Below are 26600 nucleotides of genomic sequence, written 5' to 3' on the forward strand. Positions count from 1 at the left end.
ATGAGAAACATCGCCGATCTCCTCGTGCGGTTTTGGCAAGGGAGCCAGCCCGCTTCCGATACTCAGGTTGCGGCTGTGGCCGAAAATCGAGATCGATCCAGCATGGCCGATTTTGTCCGCATCCTGCAGGCCTACGATCAGGATCAGTGGGGCGACCGCATCCGTTGACCACGACAGCTGAATTGCACATTGACCTCTGCGAGTCCCGGGCGCGCACCGCTGACGATGGTACGGTCAGCTGGCCAAGCTAGATCAATCTTACGATTCCAGTTGGTCCTTCAGCAGGTTGCCCGGCCGGCAAGGTGCCGCCGGCCGGGCCAACACGCCGCACAAGGGATCAACATCCTTCGTGTGGGGCCTGTGAACATTGCGCTGTCATGAGCCGGGCGTTTTAACGACGAGCTTTATGTTGAGCAGGTTGACGCCTTTGAATGGGTTCGGCGCGCTTTCGATTGTTCCCGTACCCGTGGCGTTCGCATAAGCACCTGTGCCCGACAGGATCGTGTACTCGCCCGTTGATTTGCCGTCTTTGGCCGAGCCGGTGTAGCGCGCGGTAATCGAGCCTTCCTCGAACGTGTAAGTGCTATAGCCGAAGAAGGGGCCCGACCCTTTGAGCAAATCCGAAGTGTTGACGAACTCCTTCACGCCGATACGGCCATCGCTGAAGACGGCGACTCCAAAGAATTTACCGGACACAACCGTCTGTCCTTCGACGTTTGCGGCCTCTATGACCTTGAGGTCGATCGGCTTTGTGACCAGCTTGAACTCGAGCACCCGCTCGCCGGCTACGGCGGTTGACGCCGCGACGGTCAATGCCACGCCAGAAAGGAAAAAGGTGAGAGACTTCCGCATGGGCTCCTCCTGCGCTTGTTGAAATCAAGTCGAGAAGGCCGGCGAGCTACACATCATGCCGCCGCTATTCGCAGCGGCACGAAGAGAGCCCTCGGCGACGCCCCGGCAGCGGCTGACGCTCTCTGGTCCTAAGCGCGAAGTCGGGACGCAAGTATGAGTCCCCAGCGATCGGAAGAAAGTTCAGCTTTCCGTCACGGTATAATGGTATCCGGTCACCTAGCCTCCGCACGTCTGCGTCCGCCGGCTTCGTTCTCGTCGCGGCCAAAACGTTCGACCAGAAAATCGATGAACAGCCGCACCTTCACCGACAAATGCCGCGTCGGCGGATAGACCGCATAGAGCGCGAGTGGCGGCGCGAAATAATTGTCCAGCACCGTCTGCAGCTCCCCCTTCCGCAAGGCATCGACGGCGACGAACTCGGGCAGCAGCGCGAGCCCCCTGCCCTTGATCGCAACGTCGCGCAGCACCTCGGCGTTGTTGACGCAGAGCGACCAGGCCGGCTGGATCCAGTGATCGCCGTCCGCGCCGGTCAGCTTCCACTGATTGCCGGTGAGCAGGAAACCGTAGGTCAGCGAGGCGTGCTCGCGCAGATCCTGCGGATGCTTTGGCGTGCCGTGACGCGCAAGATAATCCGGCGAAGCGCAGATCATGCGCGCGATCGGCATGATCTTGCGCGCGATCAGGCTGGAGGATTCCAGCTCCGCGATCCGCAAAGTGACATCGAAGCCGTCCTGGACGGGATCGAGCAGATCGTCGCTGAGCACGATCTGGAGCTGAAGCTCGGGATAGCGCGCCATGAAATCGGCAAGCACGGGACCTAACCGCATGGTGCCGAACGACATCGGCGCGTTGACGCGGAGCAGCCCCCGCGGAGCCGATTGAGCCTGCGTCACCGCCTGGTCGGCAGCCTCGATCTCCGAGAGGATCACGACCGCGCGCTCGAAATAGCGCTGGCCATTCTCGGTCGGGCTCGCGTGCCGCGTGGTCCGGTTCAGAAGCTGGACGCCGAGGCTCTCCTCGAGGTCGGCGATGTATTTGCTGATCGCCGAGCGCGACAGCCGCAACTGCCGGCCGGCTTCGGCAAAGCTGCCGCTCTCGACCACTTTTACGAAGGCCCGGAGGCTGCCGAGCTTATCCAAGAGCCGGCCCCAGCGATTGTTTCCAAATCATAGACATAGCCGTCATATTTGCATGGATTGTCCCCAATCCAAAGCGGAACGATATTTCCGGCCAGAGCAAGACCGCTCCCCGAATTTTGGAGGACGACAATGTCTGGACTGCACCATGTCACCGCGATCGCCGGCGACCCCATCCGCAATTTTGGCTTTTACACCCGGGACCTCGGCCTGCGCTTCGTCAAGAAGACGGTCAATTTCGACGATCCCGGCACCTACCACTTCTATTATGGCGACGAGACCGGCCGGCCCGGAACCATCCTGACCTTCTTCCCATGGGCGGGCGTTCGGCAGGCCGTCGCGGCGTCGGCGAAACCCATCAGACCGCCTTCCGGGTGCCGCAGCGCTCGCTTGGGTATTGGACGCAGCGCTTTACCGAGAAGGGCATTCGTTACGAGGCGCTGGAGAAGCGGTTTGGCGAGTCCGTGCTGCCGTTCACCGACCCTGATGGCATGGCGCTCGCGCTGGTTGGCATCCCCGGTGCCGAGAACGAACCCGGCTGGAGCAATGGCGAGGTGCCGGCCGAGCATGCGATCCGCGGCTTCCACGGCGTGACGCTGCTGCTCGACAGCGCGGCGAAGACAGCCGCGGTTCTCACCGACGTGCTCGGCTTCAAGGAGACCGGACGCGAGGGCTCGGTGATCCGCTTCAAGGCGCCGGGCGATGCCGAAGGCAGCGTCGTCGACATCTACGAAGCCAAGGGCTTTTTGCGCGGGCATCAGGGCGGCGGCTCTGTCCATCACATCGCCTTCCGTGCAGCCGACGACGCCGAGCAGGGCAAGATGGCCGAGAGGCTCGTGAACAATCACGGCCTGCACCCGACCGAGCAGAGGGACCGCAACTACTTCCGCTCGATCTACTTCCGCGAACCCGGCGGCGTGCTGTTCGAGATCGCGACCGACATCCCCGGCTTTGCCGTCGACGAACCCGTCGCGACCTTGGGACGCGACCTGAAGCTGCCGAGCTTCCTCGAACAACACCGCAAGCAGATCGAGGGCGTGCTGCCGAACCTGGAAGAGACCGTGTCATGACCGAAAGTGCATTCATCCATCGCTTTGAGCCCGCGGCCAACGCGGGCTCCCCTCCTCTGCTGCTGCTGCACGGCACCGGCGGCGACGAGAACGACCTGCTCGGCCTCGGCCGCATGATCTCGCCCGGCTCCGCCCTGCTCTCGCCGCGCGGCCGCGTGCTCGAACACGGCATGCCGCGCTTCTTCCGCCGCCTCGCCGAGGGCGTGTTCGACGAGGACGATTTGCGCCGCCGCGCGAACGAACTCGGCGACTTCGTCACGGAGGCGCGGCAACGTTACAGCATCGCGGCGCCCGTCGCGGTCGGCTTCTCCAACGGTGCCAACATCGCCGCAGCGCTGTTGCTGCTGAAGCCGGAGGTGCTGGCAGGCGCGATCCTGTTGCGCGCCATGGTGCCACTGTCGGATCCTCCCAAGGCCGCGCTTGGCGGCAAGCCCGTTCTGCTCCTCTCGGGACAGGCCGATCCGATCGTGCCGGCGAGCAATTCAGCCCATCTCGCGGCTCTGCTCTCGCAAGCAGGTGCGAGCGTGACGCACAAGGTCCTGCCGGCAGGCCATCGATTGTCGCAAGCCGACGTGACGCTGGCCCGCGACTGGATCGGCAACATCGACGCCAAGGCAGCATGATCAAACAACGGCGCATCGTTTTCAAACGGTGCGCCGCCGCTTCAATCGAACCAGCCGCGCCGCTTGAACCAGATCAGCGGCAGCACGCCACTGGCAATGATCGCGAGCCAGGCCAGCGGATAGCCGAAGATCCAGTCCAGCTCGGGTATGTGCCTGAAGTTCATGCCCCAGATGCCGACCAGGATGGTCGGCGGCACGCCGACGACGGACACGATCGTCAGGATCTTGAACAGCTCGTTCTGCTGGATGTTGACGAAGCCGAGCACCGCATCGAGCAGCAGCTGGATCTTGTCGGACAGTCGCGTCTCGTAGTCACTGAGCGAAACGACGTCCTTCGACACCGCCTCGAGGCGCTTCTTCGACGCGGCCTTGATCCATTCGCTGCCGACATCGCCGGCAAACGAGGCGATGCGGCCGACGCCGAGCAGGACGTCGCGCGCCTTGGCCAGCCGATCGGCCAGCTCGCCGATGTTTTCCAGGGCCTCGCGCATCCTCCGGCTGGAGCGCACCGGCCGTTGGGTGCGAATCAGCCCGCCCTTGAAGACGCCCCGCGAGAGCCTGTCGACCTTGCCGCCGAGATGCTCGAGAACATCGGCGCCACGCTCGATCATGGCTTCGAGCAGGCTGGTGAACACGCACATGCCGTTCTCCAGGCTGTCGTCGGAGCCGATGCGCTTGCCGACGTCATCGAAGATCGGCAGCTCGGCGAAGCGCACCGTCACCAGCACGCGCGGGCCGATGACGAAATCCCACCGGCGTGATCTCCGCCTCGTTGTCCTCGGAGAGCCGGACCGCCGGCGAGCTGAGATAGAGGGTACCGTGGTCGAGGATCAGCCGGCTCGACGCCTCGATCGCGCTGAGGGACTCCTTGGACGGAATACATATCCTGAGCAGCCGTTCGACGAACTGCTTTTCCTCTTCAGTCGCGTTCAAGAGATCAGCCCAGATGACCTCCGAGGGCATTTCCGCGCCGATGCTCTGCCAATCGTCGGATGGCCATCTGTACAGCTTGAGCAAGAACCGAACTCCGTGGCCGCATCGTCATGCCGGATGCCGCATCCGGCCGTCATCCGCCCGGCTAACGCATGAGGGTTCCAAACGTTCAATGTCCTTGCGGCGGCAGCGCCCTCCTCATTGGCCTGGACAGTCCGGCTTTTCGGTTTACTTCTTCATTTTGCCACACACGCTTTGGTAGTATCGAGAAAAGTTATCCTTCCAAATAACTCGACAAAGGGGGGCGGACATCCGGCTGGTCCGGACTTAGTCAGCATGAAAAAATGTCCGTACCTCCTGCTCGGTCCGAAGCGGGCCGGCTTTACTCATCGACGGCGAGGCGAAGCCCTTCGACCCTTCCGCCTTTCGTGCCTGCCTCGCCGCCGCGCCCGGCTACTCGATGGGATTTGACGCGGCGATTCGCGACAAATCGATCGCTGATACGGCTTCCTTCCTGCAACGAAGCGTGCGGCCGTAGAAAGAGCGGCGTATTTGTTGCACTTCCGACAGGGCGTAACACGATGCTCGCATCGGGTCCGAGGGACGAAAGGCGCCGGATTCATGTTCTACGCTTTGCTGAGGCTCGGTCGATCGCATCGAAATCGGCCTCACTCAAGCGCCAACCGAGTGCATCGAGATTGGCCCTGGCGTGATGAGGCTTGGTCGCGCCGGGGATGGGAATCACGTGACTGTCGCGCGCCAACAGCCAGTTCAGGGCGACCTGGCTGATGCTGGCGTCGTGCGCGCCGGCAATATCGGCGAGACACGTCTGCAGCGCTTTCGTGTCCATGCTGTCCGACGGCTGCGTGAGGCGGCCGGACGCAAGCGGAAAATATGCTACGAGTGCCACATCGAGCTCACGGCAAGCTTCGAGCACGCCATTTGTTTCCGCTGCTCGTCGGAGCAGGCTGTAGCTGACCTGATTGGCGGCGAGCGGAACGCCTGCCCTTGCGAGGTGATCGGCGATGCGTCGCATCTGGTCCGCATTGAAATTTGCCACGCCGACCGCGCGTGCCTTGCCGGACTTCACCGCTTCGACCAAACCTTCGGCGAACACTCCCACGTCGATCAAGGGCAGCGGATAGTGAACATAGTAGAGATCGATTGTCTCGAGGCCCAGGCGCGCGAGTGAACCGTCAAGCGCGCTCATCAGGCGGCGCGGAGAGGTTCGGCCCGGAAAGGGAAGGAATTTCGATGCTATCACCGCGCGGGTGGGACCGGCGCGCAAGCAGTCCCCCACAACGCGCTCCGAGAAATAGATCTCAGCCGTGTCGATCATGCACGGGCCGGCATCATGAATGGTCCTGTATGTTTCCAACACGGCCCCACGATCGGCACGCTGCCATTTGTTCGTGCCGATGCCCAAGGGCAGCACATCGATGCCGGTTCGACCCAAAGGGCGCGTACCATGGCGCGTATCATGATCTGCCGGCATCGCTGGACCTCTCACAGAGCGACAGCGCCGTTGGCTGGCTATAGTGTGATGACGCGGGCGTTTCAAGGTACGCCGTCGACTACGGCCGCATCATCTTCCGCGGCTACGTCCGTATCAGGACGACGCAAGCCGGATCAGGCTGGTCTGCCACTATCAACGGAACAGCTTGACCGAGCATTTCTTTCAACAGGTTACATGGAAGAGTCCGATTCTCTTTGCGCGTGAGCGGTTGAACATCCGGATTGCCTCGGGTGTCGGCTTCAACACGACCTCGCAGCCCTTTCTTTCGAAATAGGCTTCAGCTTCCGGTGATAGGTGTACGTTGCCCATCTGACCCGAGCCGATGACGACCTGGTCGCACCCCTTCTCGAAGAGAAATTTTGCCTCATCTTTTGAAAGCACGTGCGAGGTACCATACAGCTTCTTTGATAGCTTCTTTTTCCGCTTCACAATTTCGCCGGAAAGGCGAACGACGACGTCGTGCTCATAAGTCTTTCCATCAATCGTGATCGCGCCAAATATGGTGTTGTCAATCTTCATCGTGGCCTCCTGATCAGAATCCTGCTCCAACACGCAGTATTGAGGCGCCTCGACGCCGGCATCATCCTCACTCAAGAACGTTCCAGTCTGCCGATCCGGATCGGGACGCGCCGCTGCCCCCAGCTGCCGGGGCGTGCCTCGAACAAGCCGGGGATTGCGGTGGAGCAAACACCGCAGCGGCCGTCGCCTGTGAGCCGCCAAGTCGTGATGTCATACCAATCTCGACCGATGATCCGCTCACCACAGCTCGGACAGTACGTGCTTTGGCCTCTCTCGTCATGGACATTCCCGGTGTAGACGAAATGCAGTCCCACCTTGCGCGCGATATCGCGAGCGGTCGTCAGCGTGAAGGCCGGCGTCTGGGGTAGATCCAGCATCTTGTAGTCAGGGTGGAAGGCGGTGAAATGTAAGGGCACGTCAGGTCCCAGCCTTGTCATCACCCATTCGCTCAGCTTTTTCACCTCGTCCGGGCTGTCATTGTGACCCGGGATCAGCAGCGTTGTGATTTCGAACCAGACATTCGTCCCGTACTTCAGATACTCGAGCGTCTCGAGGACGGCGCCGAGATGGCCGGTGCACAGCCGTTTGTAGAATGCCTCGGTGAACGCCTTGAGGTCGACATTGGCGGCGTCCATGAAAGTGTAGAGCTCCTCCCGCGCCGCCGCGTCAATGTAGCCCGCTGTGACCGCCACGTTCTTGATCCCGCGCCGGCGCGCCTCCCTTGCAACGTCCACGGCATATTCGAGGAAGACGACGGGGTCGTTATAGGTGTAGGCGATGGAGCGTGAGCCCGTGGCAATCGCGGCCTCGACAATATCTTCCGGCGAGGCTGCGTCCTGGAGCCGGTCGAGCGCTCGCGCTTTGGAGATGTCCCAGTTCTGGCAGAATTTGCACGTCAGGTTGCACCCGGCAGTACCAAACGACAGCACGGGAGTTCCGGGCAGATAGTGGTTCAGTGGCTTCTTCTCTATTGGATCGACACAGAAACCCGAGGAGCGGCCGTAGGTCGTGAGCACGATCCGGTCATCCTGCCGGCCACGCACGAAGCACAGGCCGCGCTGGCCTTCGTTGAGCCTGCAATAGCGCGGGCAGATGTCGCACTGGATGCGCCCGTCTTCGAGCCGGTGCCAGTAGCGGCCAGGAACGCCTTCCAAACGCTCGGGTTCGGTCACAGCATTCGTCCTGTGGATCGCTGAGCAAACCTCAGATCTTTGCCAACGGGCGTCCGAGCTGCCACGATGTCTGGCCAGGCACGAACGCTCGCGGACGTCGGCTCATTTTATGCCTGATGGGCGGAGATGGTAAGCCGAACCGTTGCGGCGCGCCAAAATACGGCGCCGATGTCGCAGTTGGGTCAATCGCGTCGCTTTTGGCCAGTTTACCGGATGTCTGCTTCTCCCCTGACAGCGGCGGAATAGCGGACATCCCCTAACCGCTGCTTGGGGCCAACATCAGACGTTAATGCCCGCTTTGGTGTGCAGCAGGTTAGTATCGGCAACGCTAAGGGTGCCGCTCAAGCGACGCGGCCTGTTGCATTCTCTCTCTGCCGATGAGTATCGGCAGAAAGACGAGAGCCCGGCTGTTGGGCCGGGCTCCTCGTTTGGTTGGCTGAGCCGCGGGGTGTTCTAGGCACCCTGGCCTCAAAGGGGGCCTCGGTTTATCCGTATTATTTGATCTCCCATGAGGTGTTGTGCGGGATGTCCATCGCAAAATAATCGCCCGGGCCGGCCAGCGCAGGCATCGCGATGCAAGCAAATGGCTCGCTCCCGGAAATCCCCTTATATTTCCCGGTACCGCCGGTGATGATATGGGTGCCGCAATCCATCTTTGGCTGAGACTTGTCGAGGTCGCGGGTATCGAACGTCGAAAAAATCCTGTCCCCATCGACGTCGGTCAGCACGCAGGCGCCATCAATATATTTCTTCTCGCCGGATGCGACGTTGAGCGCCACGCAACGTGCCGACATCTTGTCCAGCATCTTCTCTCCCTTCATATTTTGCGTGGTCCCGACCGCCTCCAGCGTAGTGGCCTTACCAAGTTCGCCGGTGTCGACGCTCATCAATGGCCGAAAAATGAAATGCGTCACGTAGGGAGTAGTCCCCTTCTTTTCAATCGGCTCTCCCGCAACTGCGGCGGGGGCAAAGGACATGAACGCCGCAGCAAAAACTGCTATTTGGGCTAGTCTTAATGCTGCGGTAGATGCGGGGACGATGCTCAGGTTGGTGCAGTTCATTGGTTCCTCCTTAGGTCCAGCGGACGCTTCAGGCTTCTGCCGTAAAGCTGCCGTGAGTTGGGGATGACCTGCGTACGCCTTCTCCTGCAAATATCGAGTTCTGCGTGGGCTCACCGCCAACGCATTCCCGCTCTAATGATCCGAGAAATTCGAATGCTAGCATGAAACGTGGCGGGCGTCAGCATCATGTCTGGAAACGCAGCGTCAACCGTCCTGACCGATTGCGCTCAGTGGAATCCGAGCTCTCGCGTGGCCTTTCGATTGCAACATGGGGGCAAGCAATCGACGCAACCAATTTTCGCAGCCGCCCAAGTCCGAGTTGGGTCACAAGATGACCTTCCGCGGGCGGGACCGCGTGTCCAACAGCCGACATCGACTACGTAGCTAGAGACCGCCCGAGGGCGGTCTCGCATTTGGGCGAAGGCGCTCCGTCAAAGATCGACTTGGACGGCAACATTGGAGCGCACCCAATCCGATTGCCCGGCCTTCAGCCGCTTGGCTTGAAATTCAACGAAGGCCGGATCGGCGCCCAGTGACGCCAGGGTACGCCCATAAGCTTCGACACTATCGAAGCGAGCGACGAAGGCATAGTTCCCGATCTCGCCACCGATCACGGACCAATAGCTGACATCGGCCCCGTGTTTCCTCCAAAGTGACGCGCCGTCCTTTGCCAGCTGTAAGACGGTTGCAAGATCACTACCGGGTCTTGGATGCGAAACGAACTGCATAATGACTGCAGGCATTTTCCCCTCCGATGAGCAATGATGGCGCCAAACAACCGGGTTGGTCATTTGGCTAGAGGAGAATTCCAAAGAGTGCAGCCTCAAGCTTGATCTGGATCAATTCCATTGCTGCGGTCTGGCGGCAGCCTGACCGTTCTGCGCTGAAGGTCGGCATCCAAGGAGATCGGTCATGATGGAGCAGCGCAACCGAGTTGTTCAGGTCAGCCGCTTCGGTGATCCCGAGAGATTGGAGGTGGTGGACGCTCCCCTGCCGACCGCCGGTCCGGGCGAGGTGCGCGTTCGCGTACTCGCGTCGAGCCTCAACTACACCGAGGTGTTGATCAGGCGCCATCTATATCCGCAAACGATGCGCCTCCGGCCGCCGTTCGTAATGGGCTACGACGTGGTGGGGGCAATCGATCAGCTCGGCCAAGGCGTGCACGACTTTCAGATTGGCGATCGCGTGGCCGACATGACGGTAGTCGGGTCAAACGCCGACTATCGCACGCTTCGGGCGAGCAACGTGGCCCGCGTGCCGGTGGATGTGGACGCGGCTGAAGCGGCTGCGCTGATCCTGAGCTGGACGACTGCGCACCAGCTTCTGCACCGCGCGGCCAAGGTCCAGCGGGGCCAACGTGTGCTCGTGCACGGGGCTGCCGGCGCGGTCGGCCAGGCGCTGCTCGTGCTTGGGAGACTGGCCGGCCTCGAGCTGTGGGGCACTGTACGCCGCGAGCACATGACGCTCGTCCACGACCTCGGGGCAACGCCGATCGATTACCAGCATGAGGACTTCACGCTGGTTGTGCCGGGTGGGTTCGACGTCATCGTCGACGGCGTTGGCGAAGACGGCTATCGCCGCTCATACGCGGCGCTCAAACCGGGTGGCCTGCTCTGTGCCATCGGCTTTTCGGCGAGCGTGCAGGCACAGCGTCGAATGCTGCCTATCTTGATGGAGATCGCGCGCCTCTACCTGTGGAGACTGTTGCCCGGCGGCAAGCGAGCCCGCTTTTACTCGGTAAATGCCATGCGGGCGCGACATCCCGCTTGGTTCAAGGAGGACTTGGAGCAACTGTTCGAGCTTCTGGCAACTGGCGCCATCCGGCCGCGCATCGCCGAGCGGATCTCGTTCGAGGAGGTCGCCGATGCTCACCGTCGCCTCGAGGCAGGCGGTCTTGAAGGCAAGCTCGTTCTTTGCCCGGATCTCTCCTCGCGACGCAGCCAGCGCGCTGCCTGAGGCGGCGCGCCGGCACGTTACATCCGCATCTGCGCTCATGAGACACGAAAGAAGGCCGCAGCGGTGCAAGGTCGATTTGCAGCCCTCTGGCTGCCGCAAATATTTCCGCTTCGGGTCGATTCCGTTGAAAAAGGCCGGCAGTATTTCGTTGTAATAGCTCCGTCGCGACGTGGCCGGAACTGCTCTTACTGACCCTATGCGAGCGTCGGGGTGGGCATCGGGATCAGCTTGGCCATCTTTCGAAGGTTTTGGGCGGTGGCTGCGAGGATGAACTCGTCGCGCGCGCCGTTTGGACCTCGTAAACGCAAACGGTCGAGCTTGAGAATGCGCTTGAGGTGCGCGAACAACATCTCGATTTTCTTGCGGAGCCGGCGCGAGGTGCCTCCCTCCCACGATCTCGCGATCTGGCGCGCCATGTCGCGAGCGCCCTCGTAGATCGAGCGGGGCACTCTCCGTGAAGCCTGCTTGGGGCAGCATCGGGGCTTCAATGCGCATCGATCACAATCGCGCTTGCTGGCGAGGTAAAGCATGGTAGCACCATCATTCACCAACGTTCCGGTCGTGGTAAGAATGTTGCCACCAGGGCAACGATAGATGTCCCCAGCATGGTCATAGGTGAAGTCGTCGCGCGAGAAGATCCCGTCTGTGCGGGCCGACTTGTCGAAGACTGTAACGTGCGGCTCGATCCCGTGCTCATAGACCAGCCAGGCGAGCATCTCGGCCGAGCCATAGCCGCTGTCACCGAGCAGCCGGCTCGGATAGAGATCAAACCGCTCCAGCGAGCGCTCAATCATGCGCTTGGCGGCCAATACCTCCGCCTGCCGGATTGCCGTCGTTGCCTCAACATCGACGATGATCGCGTTCTCGATGTCGACCAGATAGTTCGTCGAATAGGCGAAAAACGCTTGGCCGCCGTGCGCCCCCGTCCAGCGCGCCGCCGGATCGGAAGGCGATACGAACTTCGGGGTAACCTCGGTCGCGGCTCCGAAAGCGGCATCATCAAGGCCGGCCAGATACTCATCGATTGCTCGGCTGGCAGCCTCCGGCGGAAGTCCCTTATCGCCTTCGATCCCCTTCTGCCGATTGGCATCGGCCTTGATTAGGCTCGCATCGACTGCAAATCCCTCACCGCCGACCAGTCGTTCCTCGATGCAGCGGCGCAGCACGCTCTCGAACACGCGACGGAAGAGGTCGCTCTGCCGGAAGCGGCCGTGCCTGTTCTTGGAGAATGTCGAATGATCCGGCACCGTCCCGTCCAGACCGAGCCGGCAAAACCACCGGTAGGCCAAATTGAGGTGAACCTCATCGCACAGGCGCCGCTCCGATCGGATGCCGAAGCAGTAACCGATCAGGAGCATCCGGATCATCAACTCGGGATCGATCGAAGGCCGACCGATGCTGCTGTAGAAAGGCGCCAGGTCCCGCCGGACCTGTTCAAGATCGACAAACCTGTCAATCAACCGCAGCAAGTGATCAGTCGGGATATGTCTTTCGAGCGAGAACTCATAGAACAACGCGGTCTGTTCGACTTGCCGATGCCCCATCATGATCTTCAGTCCTGCCAATTAGACAGACTGAATCACTGATATCTCTGCGTCGCAACAGCCGTCTTTTTCAACAGAATTGGTCACGAGCGGAGATTTGGGCCCGTGCCGATCACGTCGGGATCACCTCTGACAGCCGACATCGAGCAAGTTTCGTGGGCGGTCGAGAAGAGCCATAAGCGGACATCAGCGAACTTCCCGAAAGCGGACGCGTTGTCGATTGCGGGGACGTCAATCTGGCTTTGCCAAACGGAGATAGCGCCCCGACAGTTGGTGTCACGGTTGCGCGCAGACGCATTCAATCTTGCCGGAAGGAGGATTGCGAGATGACAGAACGAATTTCGTTGGAGGGAAAGGTCGCGGTTGTGACTGGCGCAGGTCGCGGGCTTGGGCGGGCCTACGTCGAACTTCTCGCCGAACGCGGCGCCCGGGTCGTTGTAAACGACCTGGGGACCGATGTATCGGGGTTCGGGAAGGATTCCACGATCGCGGAACAGGTGGCCGATTGCATTCGATCCCGTGGAGGCGAGGCAATCGCGAATGACAGCAATGTTTCCACCCCTGAAGGTGGCAGTGACCTGATCGCGACGACCATCGAGCATTTCGGGAGAATAGACCTCCTCGTGAACAACGCAGGTATCTGCGGAAGCCAGCTATTCGAGGACGCCACCCTTGACGATTTCGATCACTATTGGCGGGTGCACCTCGGCGGGCCGGTTAATACGGTGAAGGCTGCCTGGCCGTATATGGTCGCACAGCGCTACGGGAAGATCATCTTCACGACGTCAGTCAGCGGCCTGTTTGGATTACGTGGCCAAGCCACCTACGCTGCGGCCAAGTGCGCGGTAGTTGGATTGATGCGCATTCTTGCAATTGAAGGTGCTGAGCATGGGATTCTCGTGAACACCATTTCGCCAGCCGGGTACACGAGGATGCACCCAGCGGCGGTTGCGGATCCCGCTTGGCTGAAGCAGAGCGAAGCCACAATGCCGGTTGCGGCTGTTGCGCCAGCGATGGTCTGGCTGGCAAGCGATAGTTGTTCGGAGACGAACAGGATCTACAACGTGGAAGCCGGAGTAATCCAACGTATCGCTATCGTCATGGGACCTGGCTTCTACGATCCACATCTGACACCCGAGAGCATCGCCGAGAACTACGCAAAGGTCGAATCGATCGAGGGCTTTTTCGAGCCGGGTCCGTTCGAGCCCGGTCAGATACCCGCAACAGCGAAGTCTTGAGGAACGAGGTTACGCCATGGCGACGTTCGACTGTGGCAGACAGCGTTACTCTATGAACCAGTGCGCAAGTCATCAGCGGCCGCGCCGCGGCGGAGCTACACTGGCCGCCGAAAAGCAGACCTGCTGAAGGTCAGCTAAGGGTCAATGGACTAAACCGCTCGCGCGGTAGGGCATGGTAGCTGGCAGCGCAGCTGAGAGGATAGCGCGACGAGGCGTCCTGTCTTGAGATGAGGGGTTCGCAACCTTCACCCAAGACAGGAGCCCCCCATGACCGACGAGGCAGTAAGCCCACTGCGCCGGCGCATGATCGAAGACATGACGATCCGGAAGTTCGCAGCCAAGACCCAACATGACTACGTTCAACGGGTCAAGCATTTCGCCGCGTTTCTCGGGCAATCACCCGATCTTGCGACCTTCGAGGACGTGCGTCGCTATCAGCTGCATCTGGCGACGGGCGGCGCCGGCGTGCCGACCATCAACCAGGCTGTCTCGACGTTGCGGTTCTTTTTCAAAGTCACCTTGAAGCGCCACGATATCATCGAGCACACTCAATTCATTCACGAGGCACGCAAGCTGCCGGTGGTACTGAGCGTGGAGGAAGTGGCACGGCTGCTCGATGCCGCACCGGGGCTCAAATACAAGGCGGCTCTCAGCGTGGCCTACGGTGCCGGGCTGCGTGCCAACGAGGTCGTCTCGCTCAAGGTCTCCGATATCGACAGCAAGCGGATGATCATCCGCGTCGAGCAGGGCAAGGGCGGCAAGGACCGCAATGTCATGCTGTCGCCCAGCCTGCTCGCGCTGCTACGGGCCTGGTGGAAGATGGCTCGGCCGCAAGGCTGGCTGTTCCCGGGCCGCGATCCGGCGCAGCAGATGACGACGCGCCAGCTCAATCGTGCCTGTCATGCCGCCGTGCAGATGGCGGAGATCAAAAAGCGCGTGTCGCTGCACACATTGCGCCACAGCTTCGCTACTCACCTCCTGGAGCAGAACGTCGACGTCCGCGTCATCCAGGTGCTGCTCGGCCACGCCAAGCTCGATACCACCGCGCTCTACACCCGCGTCGCCACCAAGACCATCAGCGAGGTCATGAGCCCGTTGGAGCACATCGCTCTCAAGCTCAAGGAGGCGCGGCCGCCCGGCTGACGCTGGGCACCTATGTCTCGCCCGGCTCTGGAGGTTGCGGATATCTTCCGCAGCCATGGCCCGGCATGGCGTCACGCCCATGCCGGCCATGTCAGCCTCGACCAGTTGAAGGTGATGTCGGCGATCGAGAGTTGCCGCACGGCAGCTCTCGGCGGCCATGTCGCGCGCTGCGAGGACTGTGCCTACACGTCCATCGCCTACAATTCCTGCCGCAATCGGCACTGCCCGAAGTGCCAGGGCGCCGCGGCGAAGCAGTGGCTCGCCGACCGTGAGGCCGAACTGCTGCCGGTGCCGTATTATCACGTTGTGTTCACGGTGCCGGCCCGGATCGCCGACATCGCCTATCACAACAGGGCCACCATCTACGATCTGCTGTTCAAGGTCTCGGCCGAGACCATGCTGACGATCGCCGCCGACCCGAAGCATCTCGGCGCCAGGATCGGCATTACGTCCGTGCTGCACACCTGGGGCTCGGCCATGACCCACCACCCGCACGTCCACATGATTGTGCCGGGCGGCGGCATCTCGCCCGACGGCCAGCGCTGGGTGGCCTGCCGGCCAGGGTTCTTCCTGCCGGTGCGTGTGCTCTCACGCCTGTTTCGGCGGCTGTTCCTCGAGCGCCTTGCCGCCCTCCACCAGGCCGGGCGCCTGAGCTTCTTCGGCAACGACGCTCATCTCGCCGGAGCACAATCATTCGCCGCGTTGCTCACAGCGTCGCGCAAGACGGAATGGGTCGTTTATGCCAAGCGTCCGTTTGGCGGTCCCGAGGCCGTGCTGGCCTATCTGTCGCGCTATACCCACCGCGTCGCTATCGCCAACAGCCGCCTGATCGCCCTCGGCCGGCACGGCGTCACCTTCAGCTGGAAGGATTACCGGGTCGAAGGCTACGACCGTCAAAAGCGGATGACGATCGCTGCAGACGAGTTCATCCGCCGCTTCCTCATCCACGTGCTGCCAAAGGGCTTCCACCGCATCCGCCACTACGGTCTGCTCGCGCGGAGCGCCTGCGCCGACAACGTTGCACGCGCGCGCGAACTGCTCGTCGTCAAGGATCGTAAGGATGAGCCGACCGAGACTGTCGTCGACAGCGGCAGGCCGCCGTGTCCATGCTGCGGCGGCCGCATGATCGTCATCGAGGTCTTCGAACAAGGCACAACGCCTCGCCATCAAGCGACCCCGCCAACCAGCGCCATCAGGATCGATACCTCATGAGCGCGCAACCGTCGCTCTGCAAAGCAGTTCGCCATGCCCGCCGCTCATCGACCGGCCACAACGGCATACGCCCCAACGGTCAGCTGTCGTCGCCAATCCGCCGACGATTGATCACGTTCGAAGCCATCTACCCATCATTCACCAGCCCCGCTACCCTCGCGCAGCTCGCTGCATTGCTTCGAACTCCATCGGCCAGTTCGCCCGCAGAGCTCAAATCCCCATAGAGCCCGCCGCACCCTTCCTGCCCACCATGCGCGGTTTCCTCCCTTGGAGGCTTTCGGACGCCGGCCGCCGAATGTGCCGCGCCATCAGTCATGCGGCCGGCATCCGAAACCCTTCACAGAGGCAGCCCTCGGCAGCTTACAAGAGCTTGGTCGGCTCACCTCCCGAAAGCGGCCGTCGCGGCGCTCTGAGCCAAGGTCAGTCCCGGGCCAGAGCAGACATGCGCGCAGCGAAAGAGGCGCCCGAGTTGGCTGCTCTCATGGCTTTCTACTGAGGCAGCGTAGATCGTGCGCAACAGGCGGAGCCTACTAGCGGGCGCGCCGCGATGCAGGCCGCGAAGATCGGCATTGGCGATGAAGCGCAACTTGGTTCCGGTCGAGATTCTCGTTTTGCGCCGGCTCGAGCCGGCGCTGATGGTCGGCCTCCACCTTGCCCATCAGCCGCGCACTGTGTTAATCTATGATAGAAAGGTGCCTCTATGCACGCAGATGTAGTATCAACTCTTTGGACCGACTATCGTTCTCGCGAAATCATCCGAGACCTTCATCCAAACGATCATATGTTCAACGCCGCGGTTCAAGGCTGGACTGATTACATGGGCGTTGGCGTTAGCGCGGTCCAGATCATTTGCTCCGCGCTTCTGACCGGCCCCGCCTACCACCTCGAAAAAGTGCTAGATTTTGGGTGCGGTCATGGCCGAGTAGCCCGTCATTTGCGCGCCTTCCTTCCAAAGGCGGAACTGTATTTTGCAGATATAGACGAAACCGGTTCACGCTTCTGCGCCGATACTTTCGCCGGCAATTACGTTCAATCCCATCACGACTTCGATCAACTCGATCTTCCGAAGGATCTGGACTTGATTTGGGTCGGATCAGTGTTCACGCATCTCGACTATGGCCGCATGAACAAACTGTTCAATGCCCTGATTGGGGCACTCCGGCCGCGCGGCACGTTGATAGCGACCTTCCGCGGAGAATCTCAATATCGCAGAGCGTTACAGGAAACAGACCCTAATCAAAGGCGAAAATGGAAGTCCCTGATTGATCAATACGAGGCCGGTGGAATCGGTTTTGGTTCCTATGGCATCGCCGATGATCCGGAATGGGGACTATCTTTATCTTCCATCAATAGCGTCATCGGTATGGGAAAGCGTCTGCCGAATGTCCGCCTGGTGTCCTACTCCGAAATCGGATGGGCCGCAGCGCATGACGTGGCAGCTTGGTCAATCTCTCCGGTCTAGCTATCCTTTTCGCAAAGCTCCAGTCAGCGCCTGCTTGGCTTCCTGCTGGCAGCGCCTTTGCCATGTTCCGTAATCCGTCCCGGTTGGTTCCTGCCGGCTCGTACTGGATGTTCTGATGGTAGAAATCGACCCGGTCGGCCATAGCGCCGGGCGGCGCCACCTCGAGCTCCAGGTCATCGATGATGGCGCGATAGCCCTCGCGCAGCGCCTGCGTCGGAGAGCCCAGCAACAGTTCATTGTAAGCGGCGCGCGCGACATAGACCGGCCGCGAACCGGAGTCGGAAACATCGGACTTGCGGTATCAACGAGGGCCGCGATTGCTGACGCAGCTCGGCGCGCCGGGCATCGGCCAAGCTTCAAGGCGCGCGCATTGTCGGCTCCCGGATATCGCGCTGTCCGTCCGTCGGCCCTGGGCTTGTCCGATTGTGACCGGATGCACGGACAAGACAAACGTCCGCTCCGGGTCCAGGCCGTGTGAAAATCCGGCAACTTGGGGCGCACCGGCGCATTGCGGCCGCCGAGCTTCTAATTCGGTGGAATTGACCTCCTGTCATCTCGGTGCAACCAGGAGCTTCGTGCAGGCGCTGATTTGGTCGTGCAGAGGCCGGCCTCACGCCTGCATCGCCTCCAGCAATCCGCCTACGCCCACGAGCATCATCACGCGCTTCATGTTGTAGGCGAGCACGTTGAGCGCCATCTCGGTGGCCACCTTTGGCAGCTTTTTCGTGAGAAAGTGCGTTGCTCCCATCCAACACTTCATCGTGCCGAACGGATGCTCCGCTGTCTGACGGCGGACACCCATTGCATTGGGGTTGTGGTCGAGCCGATCCTGAACTTTTTCCAGAACGGCCTCATGCTCCCAGCGTGAGATGCGGCGCTCGGGACCTGTCGTGCACTGAGCTCTTAGCGCGCAGGTCTTGCAGGTGCTTGTCCAATATCGGCGCAGTGTCTTTTCGTCCTCTACGTTCGTATAGTGATAAGTTAGCCGCTCGCCGGCGGGACAGCGATAAACATCATTGGCGGCGACATAGACGAAGTCCTGTTTGCCGAAGCGGCCAGCAGCCTTGGCGCCCGAAGTCATCGGCTTCGGCAACGTCACCGTGATGTCGGCTTCCTCGCAGGCCCTGATCTCCTCGCCATCGTAATAGCCGCGATCTGCCACGACTTCGAGAGTCTCGACAGCCATCTCGTCGCGAGCCTGCCTGGCCATGTTGGCGAGTTGGTGTCGATCGCTGCCCACGTTGGTCACCTCGTGAGCCACAATGAGATGATGCTGCGTATCAACTGCAATCTGCACGTTGTAGCCAACGATCCCGGTGTCCTTGCCACTTGTCGCCATCGAGCGCGCGTCAGGATCGGAGAGCGATATCTGCTTGTCCTCACTCTTTATCATCTCCGCGTTGATCGTGTTGAGCCGGATGGTCTCCTCCTTGAGCTTCTCGATCTTGCCCTTTAGCCGCTCAACCTTCGCCTCCGGCACCGCGTCGCCATGTCGATCGGCGGTCTCAAGCTGAGAGAAATAGCGGGCGATGCTCTCATCGATCCGCTCAAGACGTTTCTTCATCTTGGCCTCGGTGAAGTTCTTGTCCCGCGCATTGACAGCCTTGAACTTTGATCCATCAATGGCGACGCTTGCTGCACTGAACAGATCAAGCTTGCGGCACAGCGCGACGAACTCGCGACAGACCTCACGAATGGCCTTGCCATTGTCCTTGCGGAAGTCCGCGATGGTCTTGAAGTCCGGCGCCAGCTGCCCGGTCAACCAGATCATCTCGATATTGCGCTGGCATTCCCGCTCCAGCCGTCAGCTCGACGGAATCCGATTGAGATAGCCGTAGATGTACAGCTTGAGCATAGTGCTGGGATGGTAACTCGGTCGGCCAGTGTCGAGTGGCTGGACACCGACGAACCCCAGCTTGCCGAGATCGAGACCGTCGACGAACACGTCGACCGCTCGGACCGGATTATCCTCGCTCACATAGTCATCGAGCGACGACGGAAACAGTGTGCTCTGCCCCCGATCCAACCCTTCAACAAAGCGCTTCATCAGATGCCCCGCCAGATCGCCGGGAATCTTATCGCGCGAATCACTACAAACAGAGCATTTTCACACAGCTTGGGCCAATAGGAGACATACCCCTTGAAGTTTCCACCCAATTTGATCTCTACTTACGGGAATCTTTGGGGGACGTCGTGTCGGCGCCGCAATATTCCCGTCGCAAGGCTGTGTCATCGCTGGCCGCTACAGTCGCTTGTGCGTTTGCTGGTCCCGTTCCCGCAACCGCAGAACCAGTTTCCCCCGGCGCGACGCAAGACTGCGCCGGTCCGATTTTCTCCACAACAGGTCCAAACGCCGAGCTTTACGGCGCCAAAGATGGTTATCCTCTTCCCGACATTGCGGAGGCGCGGAGGCAAGGCGACCCTTGGGAGCCAAAATATCGTGTCGGCGCATTCACCCATATCGATCACATCTATCCAACGCGGCTCATCAGGCGAGCTGTGACACCCTGGAAGTTCAAGTGCTCACGGGCAGACGTTTACTACAATTTTCAGGGAAGCAAGTTTTCGCCCCTCGACTACATGTCGCGCAATCCGGCCACTGGCCTGCTGATCGCCAAGGACGACCAGATTATCTTCGAAGGCTATCAGTACGCGCGAACTGATCAAGATCGGTTCGTATCCCAATCGATGGTCAAGACGATAACCGGACTGTTGATCGGGATCGCCATCTCGGAGGGGGCGATTAAGTCGGTCGATGATATCCCCGAAAGTTATGTACCGGGTTTTATTGGCAGCGAGTACGGCAGGACGCCAATTCGCGATCTGCTGCACATGTCCTCAGGGGTCGATTTCGGTGAAACAAGAGACGGAGGACGTGACCTCAATCGCCTGTGGAACGGCATGGGGATCGCGTTCCCGGACTCCAAGTTGGGCACGGTTAAGAGCATTGTGCAATTCAATCAGCGTGTTGCCCCAGCGGGAACGAGATTTTACTACGCGAGCATAGAAGCCGACGTGCTCGGCATGGTGCTTCACGGTGCGGTCAACAAGTCAGCGTCTGACTATCTGCGCGAGAAAGTATGGGAACCGATCGGCGCGGAAGCGGATGCCAATTGGCTGGTAGACGCAGAAGGATTCGAACTGGGGCACTTTGGCTTCAATGCCGTTCTGCGCGATTACGCCCGGCGAGGACGTTTGCTGGCGCATGATGGCGCATGGGATGGCAAGCAGATCGTTCCGACGCAATGGATGATCGATGCGACTACCGTTCGAGCTTTGGATGACTATCTGCGACCGGTCGTGGCGACGAAGAGATTTGGCTACGGTTATCTCTTGTGGCTGTTTCCCGGTGAGAGGCGGCAGTTCGCGTTGTTAGGATTCAAGGGCCAGTATATTTGCGTTGATCCGACCTCTAAGGTCGTCATGGTGCACACTGCAATTGAGGACCCGGTACATCGAGGCGAACCATGGGCTCTATGGTCGGCACTGGTCGATCAGCTAGGCTGATACTAGCTCGGGACAAGCTCGACATCGACCGCTTCGGGTCACAAGATGACCTTCCGCGGGCGGGACCGCGTGTCCGCATTGTCTGCAAAAGCAGACATCCGATTTTGTCAGTGCATGCCGTCCGGAGCACCTGCGCGCTAACAAGCGCGCAAGGTATGAAGTCTAAAGCGCACTCAACCCTGGCGGCGGCTTGCGCATGTTGGAGGCCTGCTCATAGGCGTAGGCCAGACGCAGCAGCTTGTGCTCGCTCCAGGCACGGCCTGCGAAGGTGACGCCGAGCGGATAGTCCGGCGTGTCCTTGCCGTCGGTCGTCCCCGAGATGAAGCCTCCGGGCACCATGACGCTGGGATAGCCTGCCCTGGCGGCGATCGCGGCGCCTCCGCTGCCGGGGAACAGCACAGCATCGAGTTTGTGCTGGTTCATGTAGGCATCCATGCCGCGGGTCCTGGCGCTGAGCAGGTCCATGGCAAGTGCCGACTTGTACTCGCGTTCGCGTAAGTCGCCTCTGGTGAGGTCGGCGGCGAGGAACAGGTCCTGGCCGAAATGCAGCGCCTTGCCTGCATTCGCCTCGTTGAAGGCCACGATGTCGGTGATAGTCTTGATGGCGGTATTGGTCGCCCAGTCCCTCAGGTAGAGGTTGAGATCTCGCTTCAGTTCGTAGAGGAAGACGATCCGCTGCGTGACTGGATTGCCCTTGTTAGCGCTCAGCGGATTGCGGTTGAGCACGGCCATGATCGTACCTGGTCCGCTCATCCAGCCGGCCGTCGGCATGCTGGCGCGCACGATCACGGCGCCGAGATCCTCCAGCACCTTGATCGCCTTCGCCATCACCTTCGCCCCTTTGGGTGGCAGCTTGCCGTAGAAGGGATCGTTCAGCGGGTCGGCGGGGTCGCTCGGCACGCCGATGCGCGCGCCCTTCATCGCATCCTGCGTCAGGCCGGCGATGTAATCGGCTGGCCGCCGCTGGAGCTCTGTCGCCGTATCGCGCGGGTCCTTCGCCGCCAGCACGTTAAGGAGCAGCGCCGCATCGCGCACGTTGCGCGTCATCGGCCCTGCGGTGTCCAGGCTATGCGCGATCGGCACGATGCCGGCACGGCTGATCAGCCCGACCGTCGGCTTCACGGTGACGAGGCCATTCTGGCTGGCGGGAAACAGCAGCGAGCCCGAGGTCTCGGTGCCGATCGAAGCCGCACACAGCCCGGCCGCCACCGCGACCGCCGAACCCGAGCTCGAGCCGCCCGGGGACACGACCGGGATGCCGCGATCGTCCACCAGCGCAGGCGCGTAAGGATTCTTCACCTGCCCGCCTAGCGAAGAGTAGCCCGCGGGCATGTCGATCGCGAGCATGTTGGAAAACTCGGTCAGGTTCGCCTTGCCCAGGATCACCGCGCCCGCGTCCCGCAGCAGCTTGACGATTGTGGCATCGTCCCGGGCACGTGCGCCTTCCAGCGCCAGCGAGCCCGCCGTCGTCGGCTGTTCGTCGCCGGTCGCAATGTTGTCCTTCACCAGGATTGGAATGCCCGCCAGCGGCCGCTTGGCCGATGGCTTGGTGCCGTCGAGCTTGCCCGCGATCGCGAGCGCATCGGGATTGAGCGCGCGCACGGCGTTGAGTGCGGGCCCGTTGCGGTCGTAGGCCTCGATGCGCGCGAGGTAAGCTTTGGTCAGTGCCGTCGCAGTGACCTGTCCACTGGCCAAGGCCTGAGCGATATCGCTCAGCGATGCATCGACGAGCTTCAGAGGGGTCGGCGCCTCGGCGCCAGGGGCCGCCGCGGCGATGCCAGCATCGCGGCAGGATGGCTTGTTCATGGCGTGCCTCGCCTGACGGCGCGTCCCGAACCATGAGGCCGCGATGATGGCATAATGCCGGTGTTTTGCCCGACGGGTCAATGTCTCAGCGCATAGCGTCGACCTTTGAGCCGCGCAAGGCGTAAACCATTGAGTAAACCATTGAAATGACTACCCCCGGCTACTGTGCATGGGGTTGTTTTTCAGGTTTTTGTTTTGGACCTGCCAAACGATTGGCCTCTCCACGATGGGGAGAGGCCAAAAATTGAAGCGACAGGCTCGACTTGATCGAGCGATCCTACTCCCAGGCCCAGGTCGAGAAATCGTTCTCGTATTGTGGCACGTCCTTCCAGACACCCTTCAGCTTCTTGTTGGTGATGGTGATCAGCTGGGGCTGGTAGAGGTAGGCGGAGACAGCGTCGGTGGCCAGCATGCGCTGGGCGTCGCCGAGCAGTTTTGCGCGGCCAGCCTCGTCGGGTGTCGCGACGATCTGCTTGTAGAGCGCGTTGAACTTCTCGTTGTTGTAGCCGAGGTAGTAGTCCGGCTCGGTGATCTTGACGAGGTCGAACGGCTCGACATGGCTGACGATGGTGAGGTCGAAATTATGCGGACCGTTACCGGCGAACACCTGCGACAGCCACTGCGCCCATTCGACGTTCTCGATCTTGGCGACGATGCCGACCTTGGCGAGCTGGGCTGCGACGATCTCGCCGCCCTGCCGCGCATAGGATGGCGGCGGCAGCTTGAGCGACAATTCGAGCGGCGTGGTGACGCCGGCCTCGCTGAGCAGCTTCTTGGCCTTCTCGGGGTCGTAGGGGTTGATACCGGTGGTGTCGACATAGCCGAGCGCGCCCGGCACGTAGAAGCTGCCGATCGGCGTGCCGAAGCCATCGATGGCGCCGTCGATCATCGCCTTGCGATCGATCGCAGCGAGGATGGCGCGGCGAACGCGGACGTCATCGAGCGGCTTCTTGCGGTGGTTGATCGCGACGATGGTCTTGGCCCTGGAGCCGCCGACCAGCACCGTGAAACGCGGGTCGGCCTTGAACTGGGCGATGGTGCGCTGGGCCGAGACGCGCGGGAACGCATCGACGTCGCCCGAGAGCAGCGCGGCGGTCTGCGCCGCCGGATCGGAGATGAAGCGGATCGTCACCTTCGACAGCTTGACCGCAGCGGCGTTGCGGTAGTCGGCCCATTTGGTCAGGGTGATCGAGGAGCCCTTGGCCCAGGCCCCTAACTGATAGGGCCCGGTGCCGACCGGCTGCGTGACATTGGTGGCTGCGCTCTTCGGCTCGACGATCGAGCCGCTCGCCTGCCCCAGCAGGAATGGCAGGTTCGGCTCCGAATTCTTCAAGGTGATCACGACCGTCTCGGCGTCGGGCGCGGCAACGGACTCGAAGCTCTGGTACAGGCTCTTGTCCTTGTTGGTGCTGGTAGGCACCGCGTTGCGCTCGAACGAGAACTTCACCGCGGCGGAATTGAACGGCTCGCCATTGTGGAATTTGACGCCCTTGCGCAGCTTGAACGTATAGGTCTTCAGGTCGGGCGAAGCGGTCCAGCTCTCGGCCAGCAGGGGCGAGGTGGTGCCATCCTCGTTGATCTTGGTCAGGGTCTCGTAGATGTTGTAGAGCGTGACCTCGGCGATCGCAGCGGCGGCGGCATTGGTGGGATCGAGCCCCGGCGGCTCCAGCGCCATCGCCATGACGACGCTGTCCTTCTTGCTCTGCGCCAGCACCGGCAGCGGCGCCGCGACGAGCGCGGCGGCAAAGGCGACGATCGATAGTTTCCTCAACATGCGTAACTCCCCGGCCATCTCTGTTTCCAGCCTACGCCAATCCTGCCCCGGACACTAACCTTCCATGGCCGCCCGCGGCAACGCCATCACGGCTTCGGCCTTGTGGCAGGCGGCAAGGTGCCCCTCGCCCACCTTGCGTAGCTCAGGCGCCACCTCGCGGCAATGCTGGTCGGCAAGCGGGCAGCGCGCCACATAGGGGCATCCGGCCGCGGCCGCCGCTTGCGAGGCGATCGCCTGGGCTCCGCGCCGCCGCCGGCCGCCGCCGGCGCGCGCCCGCGGCACGGCATCGAGCAGCGCCCGCGTGTAGGGATGGGCGCAGCGCTCGAACAGATCCTCCGGCCGCCCCTGCTCGACGATCCGGCCGAGATACATCACCGCGACCTCGTCGCAGAGATAGTCGACGACGGCGAGGTCATGGCTGATCAGAATGTAGCTGAGGCCGAACTGCTCCTGGAGGTCCTGCATCAGGTTCAGCACCTGCGCCTGCACGGAGACGTCGAGCGCGGAGACGGGCTCGTCCGCCACGATGAGCTTGGGCTGCGTAATCAAGGCACGCGCAATCGCGATGCGCTGGCGCTGGCCGCCTGAGAACTCATGTGGATACTTGTCCATGTCCGCATCGCGCAAGCCGACCTGGCGCAGCACCGCGGCGACGCGTTCGCGGAATTTGGTGCGATCGGCCTCCTCCAGCACGGTGAGCGGCTCGGCGACGATGCGGGCAATTGTCTGGCGCGGATCGAGCGAGCCGTAAGGGTCCTGGAACACCATCTGGAAATCGCGCCTGGCACGGCGCAGCTCGTCGGCAGAAATGCGGTTGAGATCGCGGCCGAGCAGCGCGACCTGGCCCGAGGTGGGCCGCTCCAACGCCATCACCAGTCGCGCGAAGGTCGACTTGCCCGATCCGGACTCGCCGACCACGCCGAGGCTCTTGCCGGCGGCGACCCGCACGTTCACGCCATTGAGCGCGCGCACCTGCCCTGGCGGCCGGAACAGGCTTTCACGCGGCAGCGTGTAACGCTGCACCAGATCCTTCACGTCGAGAAGCGGCTCGGCTGCGGTGATCATGCGGTCAGCGCTCCGACGCGTTCAGCCATCGACACGTCCGTCCTGATGCAGCGCACGAAATGGCCGGGTCCGACGTCCACCATCGGCGGCAGCGCGGCGCGGCACCGATCGATCACCAGCGGGCACCGGTCGGAGAAGGTGCAGCCGGACGGCAGATCGGCGAGCTCCGGCACTGTGCCCGAGATCGTCTTCAGCCGCGTCCCCTTGCGCGCACCGAGCTTCGGCCGGGCGCGGAACAGGCCCTGCGTATAGGGATGCCCCATGCGCCGGAACACCTCGTCGGTCGGCCCGCTCTCGACGACGGTGCCGCCATACATCACCATCATCCGCTGCACGTTCTCGGCGATGACACCGAGGTCGTGCGAGATCAGGATCATCGACATGCCGCGCTCCTCGACGAGATCGGCGATGAGGTCGAGGATCTGGCCCTGGATGGTGACGTCGAGCGCGGTGGTCGGCTCATCCGCGATCAACAGGTCCGGCTCGCAGGCGAGTGCCATGGCGATGGTGATGCGCTGGCGCTGGCCGCCGGAGAACTGGTGCGGATAGGCATCAACGCGCCGTGCGGGATCCGGCAGCCCGACGCGGTCGAGCAAGGCGATCGTCTCGCGCCGCGCCTGCGACGCCGAGTATCTCTTGTGACGCCGCAGCGGCTCGGCGACCTGATGGCCGATCGTGTGCATCGGATTGAGCGCGGTCATCGGCTCCTGGAAGATCATGCTGATGCGGTTGCCGCGCAGGCGGCAATAATCGGCATCCGAAAGCCCGACGAGCTCGTTGCCATCCAGCTTGATGCTGCCGCTGACGACCGCGCTGTCCGGCAGCAGCCCCATCAGGGAGAGTGCCGTGACCGACTTGCCGCAGCCAGAACTCGCCGACGAGCCCGAGCGTTTCGCCGCGATTGAGGGCAAAGCTGACGCCACGCACGGCCTGCGCCGGCCCGCGGCTGGTGTTGAGGCGCACGCCGAGATTGGCGACCTCGATCAGTGGCATGGTTGCGGGATCAGCCAT

The 26600-nt window shown here is 61.8% G+C and carries 19 protein-coding genes and 4 pseudogenes; 9 read left to right on the forward strand and 14 right to left on the reverse strand.

The window, feature by feature from the left end; genetic code table 11:
• Entirely contained in the window at nt 1–168 is a 168-nt protein-coding gene (locus tag ACSKB8_RS38150) for a hypothetical protein (protein WP_438109606.1), read from the forward strand.
• A gap of 207 nt (nt 169–375) precedes the next feature.
• On the opposite strand, the gene ACSKB8_RS38155 is transcribed toward ACSKB8_RS38150, so the two are convergent.
• The gene (locus tag ACSKB8_RS38155; RefSeq protein ID WP_370988683.1) at nt 376–852 is read right to left on the reverse strand and encodes a hypothetical protein; all 477 of its coding nucleotides are present in this window, start codon (nt 850–852) and stop codon (nt 376–378) included.
• 212 nt (nt 853–1064) lie between these two features.
• Nucleotides 1065–1991, reverse strand: coding sequence for a LysR substrate-binding domain-containing protein (locus tag ACSKB8_RS38160; protein ID WP_438109607.1), 927 nt, complete (start codon nt 1989–1991; stop codon nt 1065–1067).
• Between the two features lie 129 nt (nt 1992–2120).
• Here ACSKB8_RS38160 and ACSKB8_RS38165 point away from each other — a divergent pair.
• Both ACSKB8_RS38165 and ACSKB8_RS38170 read left to right on the forward strand, forming a co-directional pair.
• Nucleotides 2121–3058: pseudogene (locus ACSKB8_RS38165) on the forward strand (ring-cleaving dioxygenase).
• Complete coding sequence (locus tag ACSKB8_RS38170; RefSeq protein WP_438109608.1) at nt 3055–3681, forward strand: alpha/beta hydrolase; 627 nt, start codon at nt 3055–3057, stop codon at nt 3679–3681. The pseudogene ACSKB8_RS38165 and the gene ACSKB8_RS38170 overlap by 4 nt, the downstream one beginning before the upstream one ends.
• Before the next feature lie 41 nt (nt 3682–3722).
• Here the strand turns inward: ACSKB8_RS38170 and ACSKB8_RS38175 are convergent.
• From ACSKB8_RS38175 to ACSKB8_RS38200, 6 genes and pseudogenes are all read right to left on the reverse strand, one after another.
• Nucleotides 3723–4698, reverse strand: a pseudogene (locus ACSKB8_RS38175) (magnesium transporter CorA family protein).
• Between the two features lie 535 nt (nt 4699–5233).
• On the reverse strand, nt 5234–6109 hold the full coding sequence (locus ACSKB8_RS38180) for an aldo/keto reductase (protein WP_438109609.1): 876 nt from the start codon (nt 6107–6109) through the stop codon (nt 5234–5236).
• A 183-nt stretch (nt 6110–6292) separates the two neighbouring features.
• Nucleotides 6293–6724 carry an Mth938-like domain-containing protein gene (locus ACSKB8_RS38185; RefSeq protein WP_438109610.1) on the reverse strand — a complete coding sequence of 144 codons (432 nt, stop codon included), beginning with the start codon at nt 6722–6724 and terminating at the stop codon, nt 6293–6295.
• Nucleotides 6721–7821 carry an AmmeMemoRadiSam system radical SAM enzyme gene (gene amrS, locus ACSKB8_RS38190; protein ID WP_438109611.1) on the reverse strand — a complete coding sequence of 367 codons (1101 nt, stop codon included), beginning with the start codon at nt 7819–7821 and terminating at the stop codon, nt 6721–6723. The genes ACSKB8_RS38185 and amrS overlap by 4 nt, the downstream gene beginning before the upstream one ends.
• 494 nt (nt 7822–8315) lie before the next feature.
• Nucleotides 8316–8882, reverse strand: a complete 567-nt coding sequence (locus ACSKB8_RS38195) for a hypothetical protein (protein WP_370988691.1) — start codon at nt 8880–8882, stop codon at nt 8316–8318.
• 431 nt (nt 8883–9313) lie between these two features.
• Entirely contained in the window at nt 9314–9625 is a 312-nt protein-coding gene (locus ACSKB8_RS38200) for a hypothetical protein (RefSeq protein ID WP_245473470.1), read from the reverse strand.
• Between the two features lie 169 nt (nt 9626–9794).
• On the opposite strand from ACSKB8_RS38200, the gene ACSKB8_RS38205 reads away from it, so the two are divergent.
• Complete coding sequence (locus ACSKB8_RS38205) at nt 9795–10838, forward strand: medium chain dehydrogenase/reductase family protein (RefSeq protein ID WP_438109612.1); 1044 nt, start codon at nt 9795–9797, stop codon at nt 10836–10838.
• A gap of 194 nt (nt 10839–11032) precedes the next feature.
• Here ACSKB8_RS38205 and ACSKB8_RS38210 read toward each other — a convergent pair whose 3' ends face one another.
• Nucleotides 11033–12385 carry a transposase gene (locus tag ACSKB8_RS38210; RefSeq protein ID WP_091880269.1) on the reverse strand — a complete coding sequence of 451 codons (1353 nt, stop codon included), beginning with the start codon at nt 12383–12385 and terminating at the stop codon, nt 11033–11035.
• 323 nt (nt 12386–12708) lie between these two features.
• Between ACSKB8_RS38210 and ACSKB8_RS38215 the strand changes: the two genes are divergently transcribed.
• From ACSKB8_RS38215 to ACSKB8_RS38230, 4 genes are all read left to right on the forward strand, one after another.
• Nucleotides 12709–13620, forward strand: coding sequence for an SDR family NAD(P)-dependent oxidoreductase (locus tag ACSKB8_RS38215; protein WP_438109613.1), 912 nt, complete (start codon nt 12709–12711; stop codon nt 13618–13620).
• Nucleotides 13621–13887: 267 nt separating this feature from the next.
• Entirely contained in the window at nt 13888–14763 is an 876-nt protein-coding gene (locus tag ACSKB8_RS38220; RefSeq protein ID WP_438104197.1) for a tyrosine-type recombinase/integrase, read from the forward strand.
• Nucleotides 14764–14775: 12 nt separating this feature from the next.
• Nucleotides 14776–15975, forward strand: coding sequence for an IS91 family transposase (locus tag ACSKB8_RS38225; RefSeq protein WP_438104195.1), 1200 nt, complete (start codon nt 14776–14778; stop codon nt 15973–15975).
• 700 nt (nt 15976–16675) lie between these two features.
• Nucleotides 16676–17437 carry a class I SAM-dependent methyltransferase gene (locus ACSKB8_RS38230; RefSeq protein ID WP_438109614.1) on the forward strand — a complete coding sequence of 254 codons (762 nt, stop codon included), beginning with the start codon at nt 16676–16678 and terminating at the stop codon, nt 17435–17437.
• Between the two features lie 610 nt (nt 17438–18047).
• On the opposite strand, the pseudogene ACSKB8_RS38235 reads toward ACSKB8_RS38230, so the two are convergent.
• Nucleotides 18048–19484, reverse strand: a pseudogene (locus tag ACSKB8_RS38235) (IS1182 family transposase).
• Nucleotides 19485–19630: 146 nt separating this feature from the next.
• Here ACSKB8_RS38235 and ACSKB8_RS38240 point away from each other — a divergent pair.
• On the forward strand, nt 19631–20944 hold the full coding sequence (locus ACSKB8_RS38240; RefSeq protein ID WP_438109615.1) for a serine hydrolase domain-containing protein: 1314 nt from the start codon (nt 19631–19633) through the stop codon (nt 20942–20944).
• A gap of 162 nt (nt 20945–21106) precedes the next feature.
• On the opposite strand, the gene ACSKB8_RS38245 is transcribed toward ACSKB8_RS38240, so the two are convergent.
• The 4 genes and pseudogenes from ACSKB8_RS38245 to ACSKB8_RS38260 form a co-directional block, all read right to left on the reverse strand.
• Complete coding sequence (locus ACSKB8_RS38245; protein ID WP_438109616.1) at nt 21107–22750, reverse strand: amidase family protein; 1644 nt, start codon at nt 22748–22750, stop codon at nt 21107–21109.
• Nucleotides 22751–23027: 277 nt separating this feature from the next.
• Nucleotides 23028–24524 carry an ABC transporter substrate-binding protein gene (locus ACSKB8_RS38250; RefSeq protein ID WP_438109617.1) on the reverse strand — a complete coding sequence of 499 codons (1497 nt, stop codon included), beginning with the start codon at nt 24522–24524 and terminating at the stop codon, nt 23028–23030.
• 54 nt (nt 24525–24578) lie between these two features.
• Nucleotides 24579–25589, reverse strand: coding sequence for an ABC transporter ATP-binding protein (locus ACSKB8_RS38255; protein WP_438109618.1), 1011 nt, complete (start codon nt 25587–25589; stop codon nt 24579–24581).
• Nucleotides 25586–26600, reverse strand: a pseudogene (locus ACSKB8_RS38260) (ABC transporter ATP-binding protein). The gene ACSKB8_RS38255 and the pseudogene ACSKB8_RS38260 overlap by 4 nt, the downstream one beginning before the upstream one ends.

The sequence above is a fragment of the Bradyrhizobium sp. BR 1432 genome (assembly GCF_051547705.1).
In the GTDB taxonomy this organism is placed as follows: domain Bacteria; phylum Pseudomonadota; class Alphaproteobacteria; order Rhizobiales; family Xanthobacteraceae; genus Bradyrhizobium; species Bradyrhizobium zhanjiangense.